The following is a 17,514-nucleotide window of genomic DNA, read 5'->3' as shown; positions in this document are numbered from 1 at the left end:
CGATCCTGCCTTACCAGGCCGCCGAAAGGTCCCCGTGTTGGGTGATCCAGGTGTGCATCGCGATACCCGCCGCGACGCCGGCGTTGATGCTGCGTGTCGAGCCGAATTGGGCGATGGACACGGTCAGGGCGGCGCCGGCCCTCGCCTCGGGGGTGATCCCCGGTCCCTCCTGGCCGAAGACCAGCAGGCAGTCGCGCGGCAACGGCGTGGTCTCGATGCGCACCGCGCCCGGGACGTTGTCGACGGCGACGACCGTCAGGCCGGCGTCGGCCGCGTGAGCGAGCATCGCGGCGGTGGTGTCGTGGTGGCGCAGCCGTTGGTAGCGGTCGGTCACCATCGCGCCGCGACGGTTCCACCGTCGCCTTCCGACGATGTGCACGGTGTCGACGGCAAACGCGTTCGCGGTGCGCACGACCGCGCCGATGTTGGCGTCGTTGCCGAAGTTCTCGATCGCGACGTGCAGGGCGTGCCTGCGCTGGTCGATGTCGGCGATGATCGCTTCGCGTGTCCAATAGCGGTACGCATCAACGACATTGCGGGTGTCCCCGTCGCGGAGCAAGGCCGGGTCGTAGCGCGGGTCGTCGGGTGGGGGCCCCTGCCACGGGCCGACGCCGGGCGCCTCGCCCCATTCGGTGGGGCCGGCGGCTTCGGGTTCCGGTGGGTCAGTCATCCTTCGTCCAGAGCGCGGCGTGGGTCCCGACGAGCGAAACGGTCGCGTACAGCAGCGCCTTGTTGATCTCGCCCTGGGTGCACAGCGATGCCCGCACCTGGACGGCGTCGCGGGAGGCATCGGGAAGCACCAGCACCGAGGCGCCGTAGACGTCGCATGCGTGGCTCAGCCCGGGTGCCGGCAGTGTCGGCGACACCAGCACCATCGCCGGCCCACCGCGCTGCTGCGAGACCTCGCGGTATTGCTCTGCCATACCGCTGATCTCGAGACCGATCAGCATGTAGCCGTTTCCGGTGAACGCGTTCGGATCGCCCAGCGCCGCCGGGGCGAGCATGGCGCCGTCGGCGCGGAACGCATCCAGACTCGTCGTGCGGATCGACAATCCGGTGTCGTTGTCCCTGACCGCGGGCAGTCCGACGGGAAAGGCCGCGGGATGGGCGACGGTGGTTCCCGGTGTCCGGTCGCGCGGCGAGTAGACGTACACGCCGCGCACCTGCACCTGGTCACGCGCGGGCCCTATGCAGACCGTGCCGGTAAGGCGGTCGGGCGTGGGGGCCGAGAGTGGTTGCAGCTCAAGGTCGGTCGCATCACGACAGCTTCCGATGCCGTTGGCCTCGATCGGGTGCGCGAGCGCCCCGTACAGGCCGAACCGGATGTCTTCCGGCTTGGCGTGCGGCCCGTCGGCGTCCGCGGGTGACGCGTCGACGTCGAACAGCACGTAGTCGCCGTCGAAGCGCAGGTTCGACACCGACATGTTCCAGCCCAGTGTGGCAAGGGATTCGCCCAAGGTGGCGGTCTGCGCGCCGTAGGGGTGAATCGACGCATCGTCTGTGGAGCATGCCGATGCCGCGACGACGACGATCGCGGTCAGCGCCACGATCAGCGCACGCACGTACGCGGTGCCCTATGTCCGACCACGACCCCGGCCCACGACTTTAGTCATGGCGCGCACCAGGTTTCGCGGCACCACCCGTCCTGCGGTCGTGAGCACCTTGTACTGCACACCGGGGATGATCACGACCTTTCCCTTCGCGACGCCGGCCATCGTCTCGCGAACCACGTCGTCGACCTCGAGCCAGAACCACGACGGTGTGCCGTCCATGTCGATGCCCGCCCGCTGGTGGAACTCGGTGCGCACGAAGCCCGGGCACAGCGCGTGCACTCCGACTCCGGTGCCGCCCAGGCCGTTGGCGAGGCCCTCGGAGAATGCGACCACCCAGGACTTAGAGGCCGAATACGTCGACCCGCGGCCGGGTACCAGGCCGGCGACGCTGGCGACGTTGATCACCGTGCCGCGCGCAGCGTCCAGCATCGGGGGCAGCACCGCGTGCGTCAGCTGCATGACGGCGGTGACGTTGACGTCGAGCTGCGATTGCAGCAGTGAATAGTCCGCGCTCCAGAACTCGCCGGACGTTCCGAAACCGGCGTTGTTGACCAGCACCTGAATACCTGCGGCGAGTCGATCGGCGACCTTCGCGCGGTCGGCGGCCTCGGCAAGGTCGGCGGTGAGCACCTCGACGGCCGCACCGCCTTCGTCGCGCAGTTCGGCGGCAAGGCGCTCGAGCCTGGTCGCGTCGCGCGCGACGAGCACGAGATCGTGGCCGTCGCGGGCGAATCTGCGCGCGAAGCCCGCGCCGATACCGGACGTCGGTCCGGTGATCAGGGCGACGGGGCGGGACATGGCTTCAGGCTACTTCCCCTGGTCGCGGGTTCCGGGCCCCACTTACCGCTGATAGTGCGGTGACTGCCGTCCGTTGCGCGACGGGGGCTGACGCCGTGCGTCGGGCCGGGGCGGCTGCTGGGGATAGCGCGCTTCGGGGCGGGCCGGAGCGTCGACGCCCGGTGCCGGTTCGCGGCCGGCCGCGGGGGTGAGCGGGCGGCTGGGCGACCCGCTTCGCCGGGCCAGCGTGCCCTGGCTGCCCTGCGCCATGGCCTGCGGGGTCGGCGGCAGGACGCGAAGAAGGTCGTTGAACTGGCGCACGGTGCGCAGACCCTCGTCCCACTGCGCACGTGTGCTGGTCACAGGCATGGAGACCAGCGTCCAGTGCTCCTCGTTCCACATGATTTCGGCACAGTCGGGGGCGGTGTGGGCGAATGTCACCATCCGCCGGTCGCACGCACGTCGGGCGGCATCGAGGTTGGTGGAGTAGACCATGCGCGGGCCGATCGCCCCGAGCAGCCAGATGTCGTTTTCTCGCGGCTCTTTGATGCCCTTGAGCCGCAGGTCGACGACGACGTTGGTGCCGACCTTGCGGTGCAGCGCGATCACCGTCGCGACGTCTTCGAGGTCGAAGATGAACACCGCCTCGCCGCGGATCTGCCCGAGGACCACGTTCTTCGCGGCGACCTCGCCGACCGTCGACATCACACCGCGCTTCCAGCGTTGGACGATGTCGGTCGATTCGTGTTCGTAGTCGAAGCCGTGTGACTTCGCCCAGGACTTGCGTCGACGCCCCAAACCGCGTCGACGGTCGATGTCGACGTAGAGCAGCACGGCCGCACCGACGAAGCACAGCGCGGACAGCGTGAACCAAAGCGGGACCATTGCGCTCTAGCCTACGTGCAGGTAGCGCCGAATCCCGAACTCATCCTGGTCACAACCCGGCATCTGCCAATATCCGCCGCGCGAAATTGCATTCCAGCAGGTGTCTACTCGACATTTCGCTGCCGGAATGCAATTTCGCGGCGGAACGACGGACGTCAGCCCAGCACCAGCGAGTCGCCGTCGGCGCTGAGGTTGACCGGCACGATGTCGCCGTCGTGCACATCGCCTGCCAGCAGCAGCTTGGCCAGCTGGTCGCCGATGGCCTGCTGGATCAGCCTGCGCAGCGGGCGGGCGCCGTAGAGCGGGTCGAAGCCCCGCTGGGCCAGCCACTTCTTGGCGGGTAGGGACACCTCGAGGGTGAGCCTGCGCTGCTCCAACCGCTTGGCCAGCTGCTCGAGCTGGATGTCGACGATGTGCACCAGCTCCTCGGGGTTCAGCCCGTCGAAGATGATCACGTCGTCGAGCCGGTTGATGAACTCCGGCTTGAACGCCCCGCGCACGGCGGCCATCACCTGCTCCTCGGTACCGCCGGCACCCAGGTTCGACGTCAGGATCAGGATCGTGTTGCGGAAGTCGACCGTGCGGCCCTGGCCGTCGGTCAGCCTGCCCTCGTCGAGCACCTGCAACAGCACGTCGAAGACGTCCGGGTGGGCCTTCTCGATCTCGTCGAACAGGATCACCGTGTACGGGCGACGCCGCACGGCCTCGGTCAGCTGACCGCCCTGGTCGTAGCCGACGTAGCCGGGAGGCGCGCCGACCAGGCGGGCCACCGAGTGCTTCTCGGCGTACTCGCTCATGTCGATGCGGACCATCGCCCGCTCGTCGTCGAACAGGAACTCCGCCAGCGCCTTGGCCAGCTCGGTCTTACCGACACCGGTCGGGCCCAGGAACATGAACGAACCCGTCGGCCGGTTCGGGTCGGCGACACCGGCGCGGCTGCGCCGCACGGCATCCGACACCGCCTGCACGGCCTTCTTCTGCCCGACGACGCGCTTGCCCAGCTCGTCCTCCATGCGCAGCAGCTTGGCCGTCTCGCCCTCGAGCATCCGGCCCGCGGGGATACCGGTCCAGGCCGACACCACGTCGGCGATGTCGTCGGGTCCGACCTCCTCCTTGAGCATGACGTCTTCGCGCGCCTCGGCGTGCGGGAGCGCCGCGTCGAGCTTCTTCTCCACCTCGGGGATGCGGCCGTACCGCAGTTCGGCGGCCCGCTCCAGGTTGCCGTCGCGTTCAGCGCGGTCGGCCTCACCTCGCAGCGACTCGAGCTGCTCCTTGAGCTCGCGGACAATGTCGATGGCGTTCTTCTCGTTCTGCCACCTGCTGGTTAGTTGGGCCAGCTCCTCCTTCTTATCGGCCAGTTCGCCGCGCAGCTTCTCCAGCCGCTCCTTGGAGGCGGCGTCCTCTTCCTTGGACAGCGCCATCTCCTCGATCTCGAGGCGGCGCACCAGCCGCTCGACCTCGTCGACCTCGACCGGCCGCGAGTCGATCTCCATGCGCAGCCGGGACGCGGCCTCGTCGACCAGGTCGATCGCCTTGTCCGGCAGGAACCGTGAGGTGATGTAGCGGTCGGACAGCGTCGCCGCCGCCACCAACGCGGAGTCGGTGATGCGCACACCGTGGTGCACCTCGTAGCGGTCCTTGAGCCCGCGCAGGATGCCGACGGTGTCCTCGACGGACGGCTCACCGACATAGACCTGCTGGAAGCGGCGCTCCAGCGCGGCGTCCTTCTCGATGTACTTGCGGTACTCGTCGAGCGTGGTCGCGCCGACCAGGCGCAGCTCACCGCGGGCCAGCATCGGCTTGATCATGTTGCCTGCGTCCATCGAACCCTCGCCGGTGGCACCGGCGCCGACGATCGTGTGCAGCTCGTCGATGAAGGTGATGATCTGACCCGCCGAGTTCTTGATCTCGTCGAGCACGGCCTTCAGCCGCTCCTCGAACTCACCGCGGTACTTCGAGCCGGCGACCATCGAGCCCAGGTCCAGGCTGACGACGGTCTTATCGCGCAGGCTTTCCGGTACGTCGCCCGCCACGATGCGCTGGGCCAGGCCCTCGACGATCGCGGTCTTGCCGACGCCAGGCTCGCCGATCAGCACCGGGTTGTTCTTGGTGCGACGGGACAGCACCTGCACGACGCGACGAATCTCGGTGTCGCGGCCGATGACCGGGTCCAACTTGCCCTCGCGGGCCCTTGCGGTCAGATCGGCGGAGTACTTCTCCAAGGCCTGGTAGCTGCCCTCGGGGTCCGGGCTGGTGACGCGGGCGCTGCCGCGCACCTTGACGAACGCCTCGCGCAGCGCCTGCGGGGAGGCGCCGTGGCCGCTGAGCAGCTTCGCGGTATCCGAGTCACCGGTGGCCAGCCCGACGACCAGGTGTTCGGTCGAGACGTACTCGTCGTCCATCTCGGTCGCCAGGTTCTGGGCGGCGGTGATCGCGGCCAGCGCCTGCGGAGCGAGCTGCGGCTGTGACGCCGCGCCGCTGGCGCTGGGTAGCCGGTCGAGGAGTCGCTGCGCTTCCGCGCGGATCGTCGCGGGTTCGACGCCGACGGCCTCGAGAAGGGGTGCGGCAATGCCGTCGTTCTGGGTCAGCAGAGCCATCAATAGGTGGGCAGGCGTGATCTGCGGGTTGCCCGCGGACGTGGCCGCCTGCAATGCCGCGGTCAGCGCCGCCTGAGTCTTGGTCGTCGGGTTGAACGAGTCCACGACACCTCCCTTTCTGTGGGTACGTGAGCTTGGCGAAAATGCTTGTCGGATAGTTCAACGCCGTCAATCTTGAGTCTGTTCCGCTCAAGTCTAGTCAATTTTCCGCGCATCCGACGCGGCCACGGCCAGCTTCAGTAACAACACGCCGCACAACTGTCACAGTTTTCACAGCTGTATCAGCGAGGCTTGTCCCATGCGTCGACCCACCGCCGTGCTCGCGGGCTTCGCGCTGAGCGCAGTCGTCTCATCGGCGCTGGCCGGCCCCGCGTCCGCGGCCGGCGACGAAGATCAGGTCCGCGCGGTCCTCGCCGGAATGAACGGCTCGTACAACCGCGCGGATTTCGACTCGTTCGCCGCACACGTCTGCGCACCGATGCGCGGGGCCGCGGGGTTCGAAGACGGGTGGTACGCCAGCCGCAAGGCCGACGGTCCCACCCGGATCTCAGTCAGCTCGGTGACGGTCGCGGGCGAACCCGCGGCGTCGGCCGTCGCCACGGTCCGGTTCGCAGCCGCGAACCAGCCCAGCGCCAAGACCTTCGACATCGACTTCCGGCGCGAGGGCGGCGAGTGGAAGGCCTGCCGGTACCACCCGGCGCGATCGATCTGACCGTGCCAGACGACGACACCGCCGCCACGGTCATCATCGGCCAGCGGGTCCGCACCGGTAAGGAGCGAGAGTTCGAGAAGTGGCAGCGCGACCTCAACCGCGAGGCCTCCCGGTACCCCGGCTTCCTCGGCGCCGAGGTCAACCCACCCACCGCCGTTCAACCCGAATGGGTGGTGATCTACCGGTTCGATTCGGTCGCCCACCTGCAGGCGTGGCTCAACAGCGCCACCCGACAGGACGGCCTGAGCGCAGGCCGGCAGTACTTCGACGGTCCGGCCACCCAGCAGGTCGTCGGCGGTCGCGCCAAGGCGGACGATGCGCTGGTGACCGCGGTCGTCAGCCATCGGGTCAGCGCCGACGATGTCGACGATTTCCTCGCATGGCAGGAGCGACTTCGCCTGGCCGAGAACACGTTTCCCGGCTTTCGCGGTAGCGAGCTGTTCCGCCCCGTTCCGGGGGTGCAGGACGAGTGGACCGCGATCTACCGCTACGACACCGCAGCGGACCTCGACCGCTGGCTGGCCTCGAAACAGCGGCGCGACCTCCTTGCCGAGGGCGAGAGGTTCTCGGACTTCGAACTGCGAACCGTCGACAATTCGTTCGGCAGTTGGTTCGCCTTCGACGAGCACGGCAGACCGGCCCCACCACCCTCGGATCTCAAGACGTCGATCGCGGTGTGGGTCGGGCTGTATCCGACGGTCATGTTGCTCACCATCGCCCTGTCCCCACTGCGCCTGCCGTTGTGGTTGAACCTGCTCATCGGAAACCTGTTGTCCAGCTTGATCATCAGCTTCGTCGTCATGCCCTACTACGTGAACCCGCTTCTGAAGCACTGGCTGCGTCCGCCGCCGGACGCGTCCCTGGCACGGACCAACGCGCGCGGCCTCGCGACAGTGGCGATCGTCATGTTGTTCTGGGCGCTGACGTTCCACTTCGCGACGGTGGTCTTCTACCGCCTGCACTGACACCGATCCCGGCGCGGCGCGACGCGCGCATGTCGCTGTAAAACCGCACCGGCAGCGGGCATTCCGATATGTTCGGCCTCGTGGACAAGGGATCGTTGCTGACCGAACTGATTCCCTTGGCGTTGGTGGTGGCACTCTCGCCGCTGTCGATCATTCCGGCGGTGCTCGTGCTGCACACCCCGCGGCCGCGGCTGACCGGGCTGGCCTTTTTGGCGGGCTGGATCATCGGGTTGGCGGCGCTGACGAGCGTTTTCCTCCAGGTGTCCAGCTTGATGGGTGGGCGCGAGGGCCAACCGCCGGGATGGGCGTCTTATCTCCGGATCGTGGTCGGTGCGGCACTCATCGTGTTCGGCATCCAGCGATGGCTGAAGCGGAAGAAGTCAGCCCACAAACCCAAATGGATGCAGAGCCTGAGCACGCTGACCCCGCTGCGGGCGGGCGGTGCGGCGATGGCCTTGACCGTGGTCAACCCGAAGGTCTTGTTCATCTGTGCCGCAGCAGGTTTGGCGATCGGCACCGCCGGCGGCGGCGCACGCGACGACTGGCTGGCCGTCGCCTGGTTCGTGATCGCGGCCGGATCGACGGTGGCGCTGCCGATCCTGGCCTACGCGGTCTCCGGTGACCGCCTCGACCGGCCGCTAGTCCGGCTCAAGGATTGGATGGACAACCAGCACGCCGTCCTGATGGCGGGCATTCTCGTCGTGATCGGTCTCATGGTGCTGTACAAGGGCATTCACGGGCTATGACTCGCCGAACGCAGGCAAACCGAGCTCGGCGGCGTCGGCGGTCAGGTACCGCGTGACCGTCGGCGCCAGAAGCCGTACCAGGTCGTCGTCGGGCAGCGTGGCCAACGGTGGGATCTTCATGACGAAGCGCAGTATCGCCGTGCCCACGAGTTGGCTCGCGGCCAGCAGTGCGCGCAGCCGGGCCTGCTCTCCTCCCCCGAGCTCATCGGACACCGCACTCAGCACGTAGTCCCGCATGAATCCGCGGAACGCCTCGTGGGCGTCGGAGTTCGAGGTGGCCGACTGCAACATCGCGACCATCGTGGGGCCCGATTCGGGTGACTGCCAGATCCTCAGGTACGCGCGCACCATGCGGGTGCCGATGTCGGGGTCGTCATCGGGGCCACCGGAAAGTGCAGAGACCAGCGCCCCGGGGTCGACGACCACGTTGAGCGACGCCCGAAACAGGTTGGCCTTGGACCCGAATAGATAGAGCACCATCGACGGGTCGACGTGGGCATCGCGGGCGATGTCACGCAGGGTCGTCTTCTCGTATCCCTGGGCGCCGAACCGCTTGCGCGCCGCGGCGAGCACCGCCTCGCGCGACACCGGTTCGCCCTGACGGCGACCGCGGCGGGTCGTTTTCGCAGGTGACGCCATGGCCCGAGATTAGCATTTCAATGACTGTTGAAATCCGTCGCCCGCAGAGTTACGCTGCCGATGCGCATTAATTCAACGACGAATGAAAAGGCACGGCCATGACTACCGAAACCCCCGCGCGGTCCAGCCACCACGCATCGCCGGTCCACGAACCGCCTGCCGCAGTACGGGCCACAGGCGTGGTCGTGGCGCTCACCGTCGTCATCGCGATCGTCGCGTTGGCCTTCGCGCTGCCCGCAGCCCGAACCGCTCCGCACCACGTGCCGATCGGCGCGGCAGGGCCGCAGGCGGCAAGCGGACAAGTCGCCGCCACCATGGAGCAGCAGGCGCCTGGCGCGTTCTCGTTCACCTATTACCCGAGCGCGGGTGCGCTGCGCGAAGCGATCCGCGCCCGCGACGTCTACGGCGGCATCGCACTCGGGCCCGACGGTCCCACGCTGATGATCGCGACCGGCGGCAGTCCGGTGATCGCCCAGATGCTGACCCAGATCGGCAACGGCATCGCGCAGAAGACCGGTGCGCAGTTGCGCGTCGAGGATCTAGCGCCACCGACAACCGACGACCCACGCGGCGTCGGGCTGGCCGCATCGGCGCTGCCCATCACCCTCGCCGGACTCCTGCCCGCGATCGCGCTGATTCTCGCGCTCAAGCGTGAAGTGTGGACCCGGTTCACCGCCGCCGTGGTGTTCGCCGGCGTCGCCGGCCTGACCATCGCCTCGCTGTTGCGCTGGGTCCTGGGGTCGATCGACGCGAACTTCTGGGGAGTCACCGGTGCGCTGACGCTGGGCATCCTGGCCATGGGGTTGACGCTGCTGGGGTTGGGATCGCTGTTCGGTCGCGTCGGCCTGGCGCTGGGCGCGGTGTTGGCGCTTCTGGTGGGCAATCCGCTGTCCGGCCTGAACAGCGCCCCGGAACTGCTGCCGAGCGGCTGGGGGCAGTTTGGGCAGTTCCTGCCGCAGGGCGCCAACGCCACCCTGCTGCGGTCGGCGGCGTTCTTCGACGGCGCGGGCGCCACGCTGCCGGTCATCGTGTTGGCCTGCTGGACCGTCTTCGGCGTGGCGTTGATCGTGCTGGCGGCGCTTCGCCAGCGAAGGGCGCCGCGAACCTGACATACACTCGGGCCGCGTGGGACTCGACGACCGTGACGCGCTGCGCATGCTGCGCGACGCGGTCGATCCCGCGCTCGGCTCCGAGCTGATCCGAAGCTTTTACACGCACTGGTTCGCGATCGACATGTCGGTGCGCGACCTGTTCCCGCCGGACATGGACGAACAACGGCAGCGGTTCGGGCACGCGGTGACGTGGGTTCTCGGCGAGCTCGTCGCCCAACGGGCACAGGAGCCGGTGACTTTCCTCGCTCAGCTGGGGCGTGACCACCGCAAATACGGTGTCACACAACGGCATTACGACAGCATGCAGACCGCGCTGTACGCGAGCTTCCGCAATCACCTCGCGGCCGGCTGGAACGACCAGGTGGCCGAGGCCACGCACGACGCGGTCGCGTTGATGATCGGGGTGATGCGCGGCGCCGCCGAAGCCGAGGAGGGCCCGCCGTACTGCGACGGCACGGTTATCGAGCACATGCGCGTCACCCGCGACGTCTCCGTCGTGCGGCTGCAACTGGACCAGCCGCTGTTCTACCACGCTGGCCAGTACGTGACGGTTCAGGTTCCGCAGTGGCCGCGCCGGTGGCGGTACCTGAGCCCGTCGATCCCGACCGAACCCAGCGGCGGCATCGAGTTCCATATCCGCTCGGTGCCCGGAGGCATGGTGAGCACCGCGATCGTCGCCGAGACGACACCCGGCGACCGGTGGCGGCTGTCCAATCCGCACGGTGGGCTGCACGTGGACCGCGACGGCGGCGACGTGTTGATGGTGGCAGGCAGCACGGGTCTGGCGCCGCTGCGGGCACTGATCATGGATCTCACCCGTTACGGCGTCAATCCGCGGGTGCACCTGTTCTTCGGCGGACGGTATCCCTGCGACCTCTACGACCTTCGCACGCTGTGGGAGATCGCCTCACAGAATCCGTGGCTCTCGGTCACTCCCGTCTCGGAGTTCAACACCGACCCGCCGTGGGCCGCCGACTATCCCGATGTGCAACCGCCCCGGGGCCTGCACGTGCGACAGACCGGCATGCTGGCCGACGTGGTCACCCGCTACGGCAACTGGGGCGACCGGCAGATCCTGATCTGTGGCAGCCCGGCCATGGTGACGGCCACCAAGGCCGCCCTGATCGCCAAAGGAGCACCCGCCGAACGGATTCAGCACGATCCCCTGGCCTCCTGAAACTCGCGCGGCGGCCCCCGCAGCCGTACACTCCGGTCAAGATCAACGGTCGGGAGTCCAGATGGCGACGATGCGAGCCGCACGCATGCACGGGTACAAGCAGCCACTGCGGTTAGAGGAGATCCCCATACCCGACATCGAGCCGAACCAGGTGCTGATCAAGGTCGGTGGGGCAGGCATGTGCCGCACCGACTTTCAGCTCATCGACGGCTACTTCAGCTTGCCGATGCCGCTTCCGGTGACGCCCGGTCACGAGGTCGCGGGCACCGTCGACCGGATCGGCGCCGACGTGCCGGCTTCCGCGGGCCTGTCGGAGGGAACCCGCGCGGTGGTCTTCGGCCCCCTCGGCGACGGGTCATGCCGCCAGTGCCACCGCGGCAACGAACAGATCTGCAACCAGGGCCACTGGGTCGGCTTCGGTCCGCACGGCGGGTACGCGGAATACGTTCCGGTGGCGTACCAACAGGTGATACCCGTCGGAGCCGAGCTGTCGCCGGTCTCGCTGGCGCCACTGACCGATGCGGGTCTGACCCCATACCGCGGCCTGAAGAAGCTGCGCGCGGCGGGCGTGCTCGGGCCGGGAACGACGCTGGCGGTGATGGGTGTCGGCGGCCTCGGCGCCTACGCCGTCCAGTACGCCAAGCTGCTCGGTGCGGGTGCGACGGTGGTCGCCTTCGCCCGCAGCGACGAAAAGCTGGCGCTGGCAACCGAAAACGGCGCCGACCACACGATCAACACCAGGGGTAGGACCGACGACCAGGTGCGTGACGCGCTCGAGCAGGCCACCGGCAGGCGCGAGTTCGACGCGGTCATCGAGTGTGTCGGCGCCGAGGACAGCATCCGGTTGGCCTTCGCGCTGTTGGCCACCGAGGGTGCGGTCGCATCGGTGGGCCTGGTGGGCAACCGCGTCGACATCCCGTTGTTTCCTATCGTCGGCAGGGAGTACACGTTCTTCGGCTCGTTCTGGGGTAACTACACCGATCTCACCGAGGTCGTCGCGCTCGCCGAGGCCGGCAAGATCAAGGACAGCGTGACGCAGGTCCGCTTCGAAGACGTCAACGACCACATCGACGCGCTGGGCCGCGGCGATTTCGTCGGCCGCGCGGTGATCGTCTACGACTGAGCAGAGAATGTCTGGATTGTGCATCTGACGACGGTTTCGACGCTTCCAGCGTCGCCAGATTCACAACCCGGTCAGGCGCTCGTGGGACGATCGTCTTGTGGTTGACCTCGATGCCGTCACTCTCAGCGATCCGTCCTCGGACCTGACCGCGACGTTCGTCCCCGCCGCAGGCATGGTGGGCACGTCGTTGGCCGAGTCGGGTGACGAGTTCCTCGGTCAACGCCGCGGTCTGACCGCCTATGTGAACAACGGCAAGACGATGGGAATCCCGATCCTGTACCCGTGGGCGAACCGGTTGAGCGCCAACACCTACGAGGTCGACGGGTCCGTCGTCACCCTGACGCCGGGGGCAGGCGGCGTCCGGACCGATGAGCACGGCGCCCCGATCCACGGCGTGCTCGCCGCCTATCCCGGATGGGAGGTCAGCGACCGTACCGACAACGGCCTGACCGCTGTGCTCGACTACGGCGCCGACCCGCAACTGCTCGCGGCGTTTCCCTTCCCCCACGTGCTCACCCAGCACGTGACGCTCGACGATCGCAAGCTCACCATCGAGACCACCGTGACGCCCACCTCGTCGGTGTCCGTACCGCTGTGCTTCGGCTATCACCCCTACGTGAAGATTCCCGGTGTGCCGCGCGAGGAGTGGACGCTGAGCACCCCGGCGATGCGCCACCTGCCGGTGGACGACAAGGGCATACCCACCGGTGCTGACGAAGAGTGGTTGGGTGGTGAGCAGACCCTGATGGTCACCGCCTACGACGACGGTTTCGACCAGGTGCCCGAAGGGGCGGTGTTCACCCTCGCCGGAGGTGCGCGCCGCATCGACGTGACGTTCGAAACCGGTTATCCCGCAGCGCAACTCTTCGCGCCGCCCAACGATGACCTGATCGGCATCGAACCGATGGCGGCCCCGACGGACGCACTACGCAGAGGCGGATACCGAAAAGCGGCCCCCGGCAAGCCGGAGACCGCTCGGTTCTCGATCAGGATTCGTTGACGGAGGCTCTACTCCGCCTGGCGTCGCCGCCGGCCGGCTCCGGGCTGCCAGACCACGACCGCGGTGCTCTTGGGCATCACGGCGAGATCGCGGCGCGGCGACCCACGCAGCGCCTCGACTTCCTCGGTCAGCTCCCGGACCCGTGCCTGCAGCGCCTCGACCTGGTTGGTCAGCTCGATGATGCGCTTGATGCCCGCGAGGTTGACACCCTCGTCCTGGCTCAGCCGTTGCACCTCGCGGAGCAACTCGACGTCGTGCTGCGAGTAGCGCCTGCCGCCACCGGAGGTACGTTGCGGACGCACCAGCCCGAGCCGGTCATACGTGCGCAGCGTCTGGGCATGCATGCCGGCCAGCTCGGCGGCCACGGAGATCAGGAACGTACGGGCCTCGTCATTGGACCGCTTCGTAGCCATTACGCACCTGCCCATCCGGCCCGCGGATTGAAGCCGCTGGCCCGCTCCGCCTTCGCATAGGCCTCCAACGCCTCGGCCGCCTCGCCCTCCAGGTTCGGCGGCACCGCCACCTTCACTGTCACCAGCAGATCGCCGTGTCCGCCAGAGCGTTTCGGCACACCACGGCCGCGCACGCGCAAGATACGCCCGTCGGAGGTGCCCTTGGGCACACGCACGCCGACCTTGCCTTCCAATGTCGGCACCGAAAGCGTTGTGCCCAGAGCCAATTCGTGGAAGCTGACGGGTACGGTGACGGTCAGATCGTCGCCGTCACGGCCGAACACCTTGTCGGGCCTGACGTGAACGGTGACATACAGGTCACCCGACGGTGCGCCGCGCAGACCCGCTTCGCCCTGGCCGGCCAGCCGAATCCGTTGACCGTCCTCCACACCCGGCGGAATCCGCACGTTGATCGTGCGGGTGCGGGTGGTCACGCCGGTGCCCTTACAGTCCTGACAGGGGTGCTCGATGATCGACCCGCTGCCGCGACACTCGGTGCACGGCTCGGAGAATCCGAACGCACCCTGGTTGCGGTTGATCACCCCGGACCCGTTGCAGTTCGGGCAGACCTTCGGACTCGTACCGGGACGGGCGCCGCTGCCATGACAGTTCGTGCAGGGCGCGGGACTGGTGAGCCGCAACGGCATCGCCACACCCTTGGTGGCTTCCAGGAACGACAGCTCCGCCTCGGTCTCGAGGTCGTTGCCTCGACGCGGCCTGCTGGGTCGCGGCTGCTGTGCGCCGCGGCCGAAAAGCCCGCCGAACAGGTCGCCGATGTTCGCGCCGCCGGTCTGGCCGGCCGCGTCGAACAGGTCGTTCAGGTTGAACTCGACACCGTCGCCGCCGCCGAACCCGCCGTAGCCCCCACCGCCGCCGAAGCGGCCGCGGCCGAACCCGCCGTTGGCGAACAGCCGCCGGGTCTCGTCGTACTCCTTGCGCTTGGCCGGATCGGTGAGCACCTCCTTGGCCTCCGAGACGGCCTTGTACCGCTCCTCGGCGGCCGAGTTGCCCGGGTTGCGGTCGGGATGGTTCTCCGCGAGCAACTTTCGGGCCGCCCGCTTGATGTCCTGATCGCTGGCGTCAGAGGAGACGCCGAGCTCCTTGTAGAAGTCCTTCTCGACCCATTCACGCTGGGCCATACCGCGTCACCTCCTTCCGCTTCTGTAGGTCTATCGCAGTCTCACTTAGATTTTGCTGGTTGCCGACGAATCTCGTCGGATTCATCGTCGCCGATGAGTCGAAGGTGGCGCGGGATTCGCCGCTCTCGGCGATTCCGCGCCACCTCCTCGTCATTCGGCTTCGGCTTCCGGCGCACCGTCACCCGAGGCGGTGTCGCCGTCGTGGCCGGCGTCCCCGGGGACCGTGTCCACCACCCCGACCAGGGCGTGGCGCACGACTTGCTCGCCCACCTTGTACCCGCGTCGCATCACGGTGCCGAGGACGGGGTGAGTGCCCTCACCCTCGTGCTGGACGGCCTCGTGAAGTTCGGGGTCGAAGTCGTCGCCCTCGTCACCGAATCCCGAAAGACCCAGCCCCTCAAGGGTGTTGACCAACTTGTCGGCCATCGCCTTGAACGGACCGCTCTCCAGGTCGCCGTGACTTCGCGCGCGGTCGAGGTCATCGAGGATCGGCAACAGCTCCGAGATGACCGAAGCCTTCGCCCGGTCCGCGGCCACCTGCTGATCGCGCAACGCCCGCTTGCGGTAGTTCGTGAAATCGGCTTGGACCCGCTGCAGATCGGCGAGCAGTTCGGAGGCCTTGTCGGCCTCCTCCCCTGCCCCCGTCGCAGTGGGCTGCTCCGGCGCCGAGTCCGGCGCCGGATCCGGATCTGCTTCTCTCACTTCACCGGTGACGGGATCGATGCGCCGTTTGTCGGTGACGGTCACCGGCTCGTGCGGATCGTTTCCTGTCACTTGTTCTCCTTGTCAGATTCATCGTCGACGACCTCGGCGTCCACGACGTTGTCGTCCGCCGGACCGGCGTCCGCACCGCCGCTCGCCGCCTGCTCGGCCTGGGTGGCCTCGTAGATGGCCTGGCCGAGGGCCTGCGACTCGACGCCGAGCTTCTCCATGGCGGACTTGATCTCGCCGATGTCGGTGCCTTCCAGCGCCTTCTTGGCATCGGCGATCGCCGCGTCCACCTTGGTCAGCGTGTCCTCGGGGACCTTCGAACCACCTTCAGCACCACGCTGCTCGGAGACGAACTTCTCGGTCTGGTAGACCAGCGACTCGGCCTGGTTGCGGACGTCGGCCTCCTCGCGACGCTTGCGGTCCTCCTCGGCGTGCGCCTCGGCGTCCTTGACCATCCGATCGATCTCCTCCTTGGACAGGCCGGAGCCTTCCTGGATGCGGATCGTGTTCTCCTTGCCGGTGCCCTTGTCCGTCGCGGTCACGTGCACGATGCCGTTGGCGTCGATGTCGAAGGTGACCTCGATCTGGGGCACACCGCGCGGAGCCGGCGGGATTCCGGTCAGCTCGAAGCTGCCGAGCAGCTTGTTGTGCGCCGCGATCTCACGCTCACCCTGATAGACCTGAATCTGCACCGACGGCTGGTTGTCGTCGGCGGTGGTGAAGGTCTCCGACCGCTTGGTCGGGATCGTGGTGTTGCGCTCGATCAGCTTGGTCATCACGCCACCCTTGGTCTCGATACCGAGGGATAGCGGCGTGACATCAAGCAGCAGAACGTCTTTCACCTCACCCTTGAGCACGCCGGCCTGCAGGGCGGCGCCCACCGCGACGACCTCGTCCGGGTTGACGCCCTTGTTGGGCTCCTTGCCGCCGGTCATCTCCTTGACCAGATCCGACACCGCGGGCATGCGGGTCGAGCCGCCGACCAGCACCACGTGGTCGATGTCGGACACCGAGATACCGGCGTCCTTGACCACCTGCTGGAACGGCTGGCGGGTGCGGTCGAGCAGATCCTGGGTGATGCGCTGGAATTCGGCGCGGGTCAGCTGTTCGTCGAGGAACAGCGGGTTCTTGTCCGCGTCGACGGTGATGTAGGGCAGGTTGATCGAGGTGCTCTGGCTCGAGCTCAGCTCGATCTTGGCCTTCTCGGCGGCCTCACGCAGCCGCTGCATCGCCATCTTGTCCTTGGTCAGGTCGATGCCGGAGGTGCCCTTGAACTTGTCGACCAGCCACTCCACGATCCGGTCGTCCCAGTCGTCGCCGCCCAGGTGGTTGTCGCCACTGGTGGCGCGCACCTCGACGACGCCTTCGCCGATCTCGAGCAGCGAGACGTCGAACGTGCCGCCACCGAGGTCGAACACCAGGATGGTCTGCTCACTCTGACCCTTGTCCAGGCCGTAGGCCAGCGCTGCCGCAGTGGGCTCGTTCACGATCCGCAGCACGTTCATGCCGGCGATCTGCCCGGCCTCCTTGGTGGCCTGACGCTGAGCGTCGTTGAAGTAGGCGGGCACGGTGATGACGGCGTCGGTGATGTCCTCACCGAGGTAGCTCTCCGCGTCGCGCTTCAGCTTCTGCAGCGTTCGGGCGCTGATCTCCTGCGCCGTGTACTTCTTGTCGTCGATCTCCACGGACCAGTCGGTGCCCATGTGCCGCTTGACCGAACGGATGGTCCGGTCGACGTTGGTCACCGCCTGGTTCTTGGCGGGCTGGCCGACCAGCACCTCTCCGTTACGCGCGAACGCGACGACGGACGGCGTGGTGCGGGAGCCCTCGGAGTTCGCGACGACAACGGGATCGCCACCCTCCAGTACCGCGACGACGGAGTTGGTGGTCCCGAGGTCGATTCCGACCGCACGAGCCATGTTTGTT

17 protein-coding genes are annotated in these 17,514 nt (G+C 67.7%); 7 read left to right on the top strand and 10 right to left on the bottom strand.

All coding sequences use genetic code 11. The annotated features are described in order from the left end of the window. Positions 1-10 precede the first annotated feature (10 nt). The 5 genes from CEX88_RS20540 to clpB form a co-directional block, all read right to left on the bottom strand. The gene (locus CEX88_RS20540) at positions 11-670 is read right to left on the bottom strand and encodes a TrmH family RNA methyltransferase (RefSeq protein ID WP_094294889.1); all 660 of its coding nucleotides are present in this window, start codon (positions 668-670) and stop codon (positions 11-13) included. Next, positions 663-1,562, bottom strand: a complete 900-nt coding sequence (locus CEX88_RS20535; RefSeq protein WP_094294888.1) for a hypothetical protein — start codon at positions 1,560-1,562, stop codon at positions 663-665. The genes CEX88_RS20540 and CEX88_RS20535 overlap by 8 nt, the downstream gene beginning before the upstream one ends. Before the next feature lie 12 nt (positions 1,563-1,574). Then, the gene (locus CEX88_RS20530; RefSeq protein WP_094294887.1) at positions 1,575-2,351 is read right to left on the bottom strand and encodes an SDR family NAD(P)-dependent oxidoreductase; all 777 of its coding nucleotides are present in this window, start codon (positions 2,349-2,351) and stop codon (positions 1,575-1,577) included. A gap of 42 nt (positions 2,352-2,393) precedes the next feature. Then, positions 2,394-3,215, bottom strand: coding sequence for a trehalose monomycolate transport factor TtfA (gene ttfA / locus CEX88_RS20525; RefSeq protein ID WP_094294886.1), 822 nt, complete (start codon positions 3,213-3,215; stop codon positions 2,394-2,396). 155 nt (positions 3,216-3,370) lie between these two features. Continuing rightward, positions 3,371-5,917 (bottom strand): ATP-dependent chaperone ClpB, encoded by a 2,547-nt coding sequence (clpB, locus tag CEX88_RS20520; RefSeq protein ID WP_094294885.1) that lies wholly within the window; start codon positions 5,915-5,917, stop codon positions 3,371-3,373. 193 nt (positions 5,918-6,110) lie between these two features. Between clpB and CEX88_RS20515 the strand changes: the two genes are divergently transcribed. The 3 genes from CEX88_RS20515 (at position 6,111) to CEX88_RS20505 (ending at position 8,235) form a co-directional block, all read left to right on the top strand. Next, positions 6,111-6,524: an Rv0361 family membrane protein gene (locus CEX88_RS20515; protein ID WP_094294884.1), complete on the top strand. Its 414-nt coding sequence runs from the start codon at positions 6,111-6,113 to the stop codon at positions 6,522-6,524. 2 nt (positions 6,525-6,526) lie between these two features. Beyond that, the gene (locus tag CEX88_RS20510; protein WP_238382131.1) at positions 6,527-7,489 is read left to right on the top strand and encodes an antibiotic biosynthesis monooxygenase; all 963 of its coding nucleotides are present in this window, start codon (positions 6,527-6,529) and stop codon (positions 7,487-7,489) included. A gap of 95 nt (positions 7,490-7,584) precedes the next feature. After that, a complete protein-coding gene (locus tag CEX88_RS20505; RefSeq protein ID WP_238382136.1) occupies positions 7,585-8,235 on the top strand; it encodes a GAP family protein in 651 nt (216 codons plus the stop codon). Here CEX88_RS20505 and CEX88_RS20500 read toward each other — a convergent pair. Continuing rightward, complete coding sequence (locus CEX88_RS20500) at positions 8,230-8,874, bottom strand: TetR/AcrR family transcriptional regulator (protein WP_202931586.1); 645 nt, start codon at positions 8,872-8,874, stop codon at positions 8,230-8,232. The two genes, CEX88_RS20505 and CEX88_RS20500, sit on opposite strands and share 6 nt — an antisense overlap. A gap of 98 nt (positions 8,875-8,972) precedes the next feature. On the opposite strand from CEX88_RS20500, the gene CEX88_RS20495 reads away from it, so the two are divergent. The 4 genes from CEX88_RS20495 (at position 8,973) to CEX88_RS20480 (ending at position 13,286) form a co-directional block, all read left to right on the top strand. After that, a complete protein-coding gene (locus CEX88_RS20495; RefSeq protein ID WP_094294882.1) occupies positions 8,973-9,983 on the top strand; it encodes a hypothetical protein in 1,011 nt (336 codons plus the stop codon). A 16-nt stretch (positions 9,984-9,999) separates the two neighbouring features. After that, positions 10,000-11,163 (top strand): FAD-binding oxidoreductase, encoded by a 1,164-nt coding sequence (locus CEX88_RS20490; protein ID WP_202931585.1) that lies wholly within the window; start codon positions 10,000-10,002, stop codon positions 11,161-11,163. Positions 11,164-11,224: 61 nt separating this feature from the next. Continuing rightward, positions 11,225-12,286, top strand: coding sequence for an NAD(P)-dependent alcohol dehydrogenase (locus CEX88_RS20485; protein WP_238382130.1), 1,062 nt, complete (start codon positions 11,225-11,227; stop codon positions 12,284-12,286). 97 nt (positions 12,287-12,383) lie between these two features. After that, positions 12,384-13,286 (top strand): aldose 1-epimerase, encoded by a 903-nt coding sequence (locus tag CEX88_RS20480; protein ID WP_238382129.1) that lies wholly within the window; start codon positions 12,384-12,386, stop codon positions 13,284-13,286. 8 nt (positions 13,287-13,294) lie between these two features. Here the strand turns inward: CEX88_RS20480 and CEX88_RS20475 are convergent, their stop codons facing one another. The 4 genes from CEX88_RS20475 to dnaK all read right to left on the bottom strand — a co-directional run bounded on the left by CEX88_RS20475 (position 13,295) and on the right by dnaK (position 17,507). Next, positions 13,295-13,699 (bottom strand): heat shock protein transcriptional repressor HspR, encoded by a 405-nt coding sequence (locus tag CEX88_RS20475; RefSeq protein WP_094294881.1) that lies wholly within the window; start codon positions 13,697-13,699, stop codon positions 13,295-13,297. After that, on the bottom strand, positions 13,699-14,877 hold the full coding sequence (gene dnaJ / locus CEX88_RS20470; RefSeq protein WP_094294880.1) for a molecular chaperone DnaJ: 1,179 nt from the start codon (positions 14,875-14,877) through the stop codon (positions 13,699-13,701). The genes CEX88_RS20475 and dnaJ overlap by 1 nt, the downstream gene beginning before the upstream one ends. 150 nt (positions 14,878-15,027) lie before the next feature. Further along, positions 15,028-15,651: a nucleotide exchange factor GrpE gene (gene grpE, locus CEX88_RS20465; protein WP_094294879.1), complete on the bottom strand. Its 624-nt coding sequence runs from the start codon at positions 15,649-15,651 to the stop codon at positions 15,028-15,030. Next, positions 15,648-17,507, bottom strand: coding sequence for a molecular chaperone DnaK (gene dnaK, locus CEX88_RS20460; protein ID WP_094294878.1), 1,860 nt, complete (start codon positions 17,505-17,507; stop codon positions 15,648-15,650). Before dnaK ends, grpE begins: the two co-directional genes overlap by 4 nt. Positions 17,508-17,514: the final 7 nt, after the last annotated feature.

Origin of the sequence: Mycobacterium neumannii, assembly GCF_002245615.1 — a bacterium.
GTDB classification, from domain to species: Bacteria; Actinomycetota; Actinomycetes; order Mycobacteriales; family Mycobacteriaceae; genus Mycobacterium; species Mycobacterium neumannii_A.
This window is presented reverse-complemented; position numbering and strand designations above follow the sequence as displayed.

Excerpts from the sequence above, each read along its gene's own strand:
- CEX88_RS20485 (WP_238382130.1), top strand. The coding sequence starts at position 11,225 with ATGGCGACGATGCGAGCCGCACGCATGCACGGGTACAAGCAGCCACTG.
- CEX88_RS20495 (WP_094294882.1), top strand. The coding sequence starts at position 8,973 with ATGACTACCGAAACCCCCGCGCGGTCCAGCCACCACGCATCGCCGGTC.
- CEX88_RS20530 (WP_094294887.1), bottom strand. The coding sequence starts at position 2,351 with ATGTCCCGCCCCGTCGCCCTGATCACCGGACCGACGTCCGGTATCGGC.
- CEX88_RS20475 (WP_094294881.1), bottom strand. The coding sequence starts at position 13,699 with ATGGCTACGAAGCGGTCCAATGACGAGGCCCGTACGTTCCTGATCTCC.
- dnaK (WP_094294878.1), bottom strand. The coding sequence starts at position 17,507 with ATGGCTCGTGCGGTCGGAATCGACCTCGGGACCACCAACTCCGTCGTC.
- ttfA (WP_094294886.1), bottom strand. The coding sequence starts at position 3,215 with ATGGTCCCGCTTTGGTTCACGCTGTCCGCGCTGTGCTTCGTCGGTGCG.
- CEX88_RS20540 (WP_094294889.1), bottom strand. The coding sequence starts at position 670 with ATGACTGACCCACCGGAACCCGAAGCCGCCGGCCCCACCGAATGGGGC.
- CEX88_RS20515 (WP_094294884.1), top strand. The coding sequence starts at position 6,111 with ATGCGTCGACCCACCGCCGTGCTCGCGGGCTTCGCGCTGAGCGCAGTC.
- dnaJ (WP_094294880.1), bottom strand. The coding sequence starts at position 14,877 with ATGGCCCAGCGTGAATGGGTCGAGAAGGACTTCTACAAGGAGCTCGGC.
- CEX88_RS20500 (WP_202931586.1), bottom strand. The coding sequence starts at position 8,874 with ATGGCGTCACCTGCGAAAACGACCCGCCGCGGTCGCCGTCAGGGCGAA.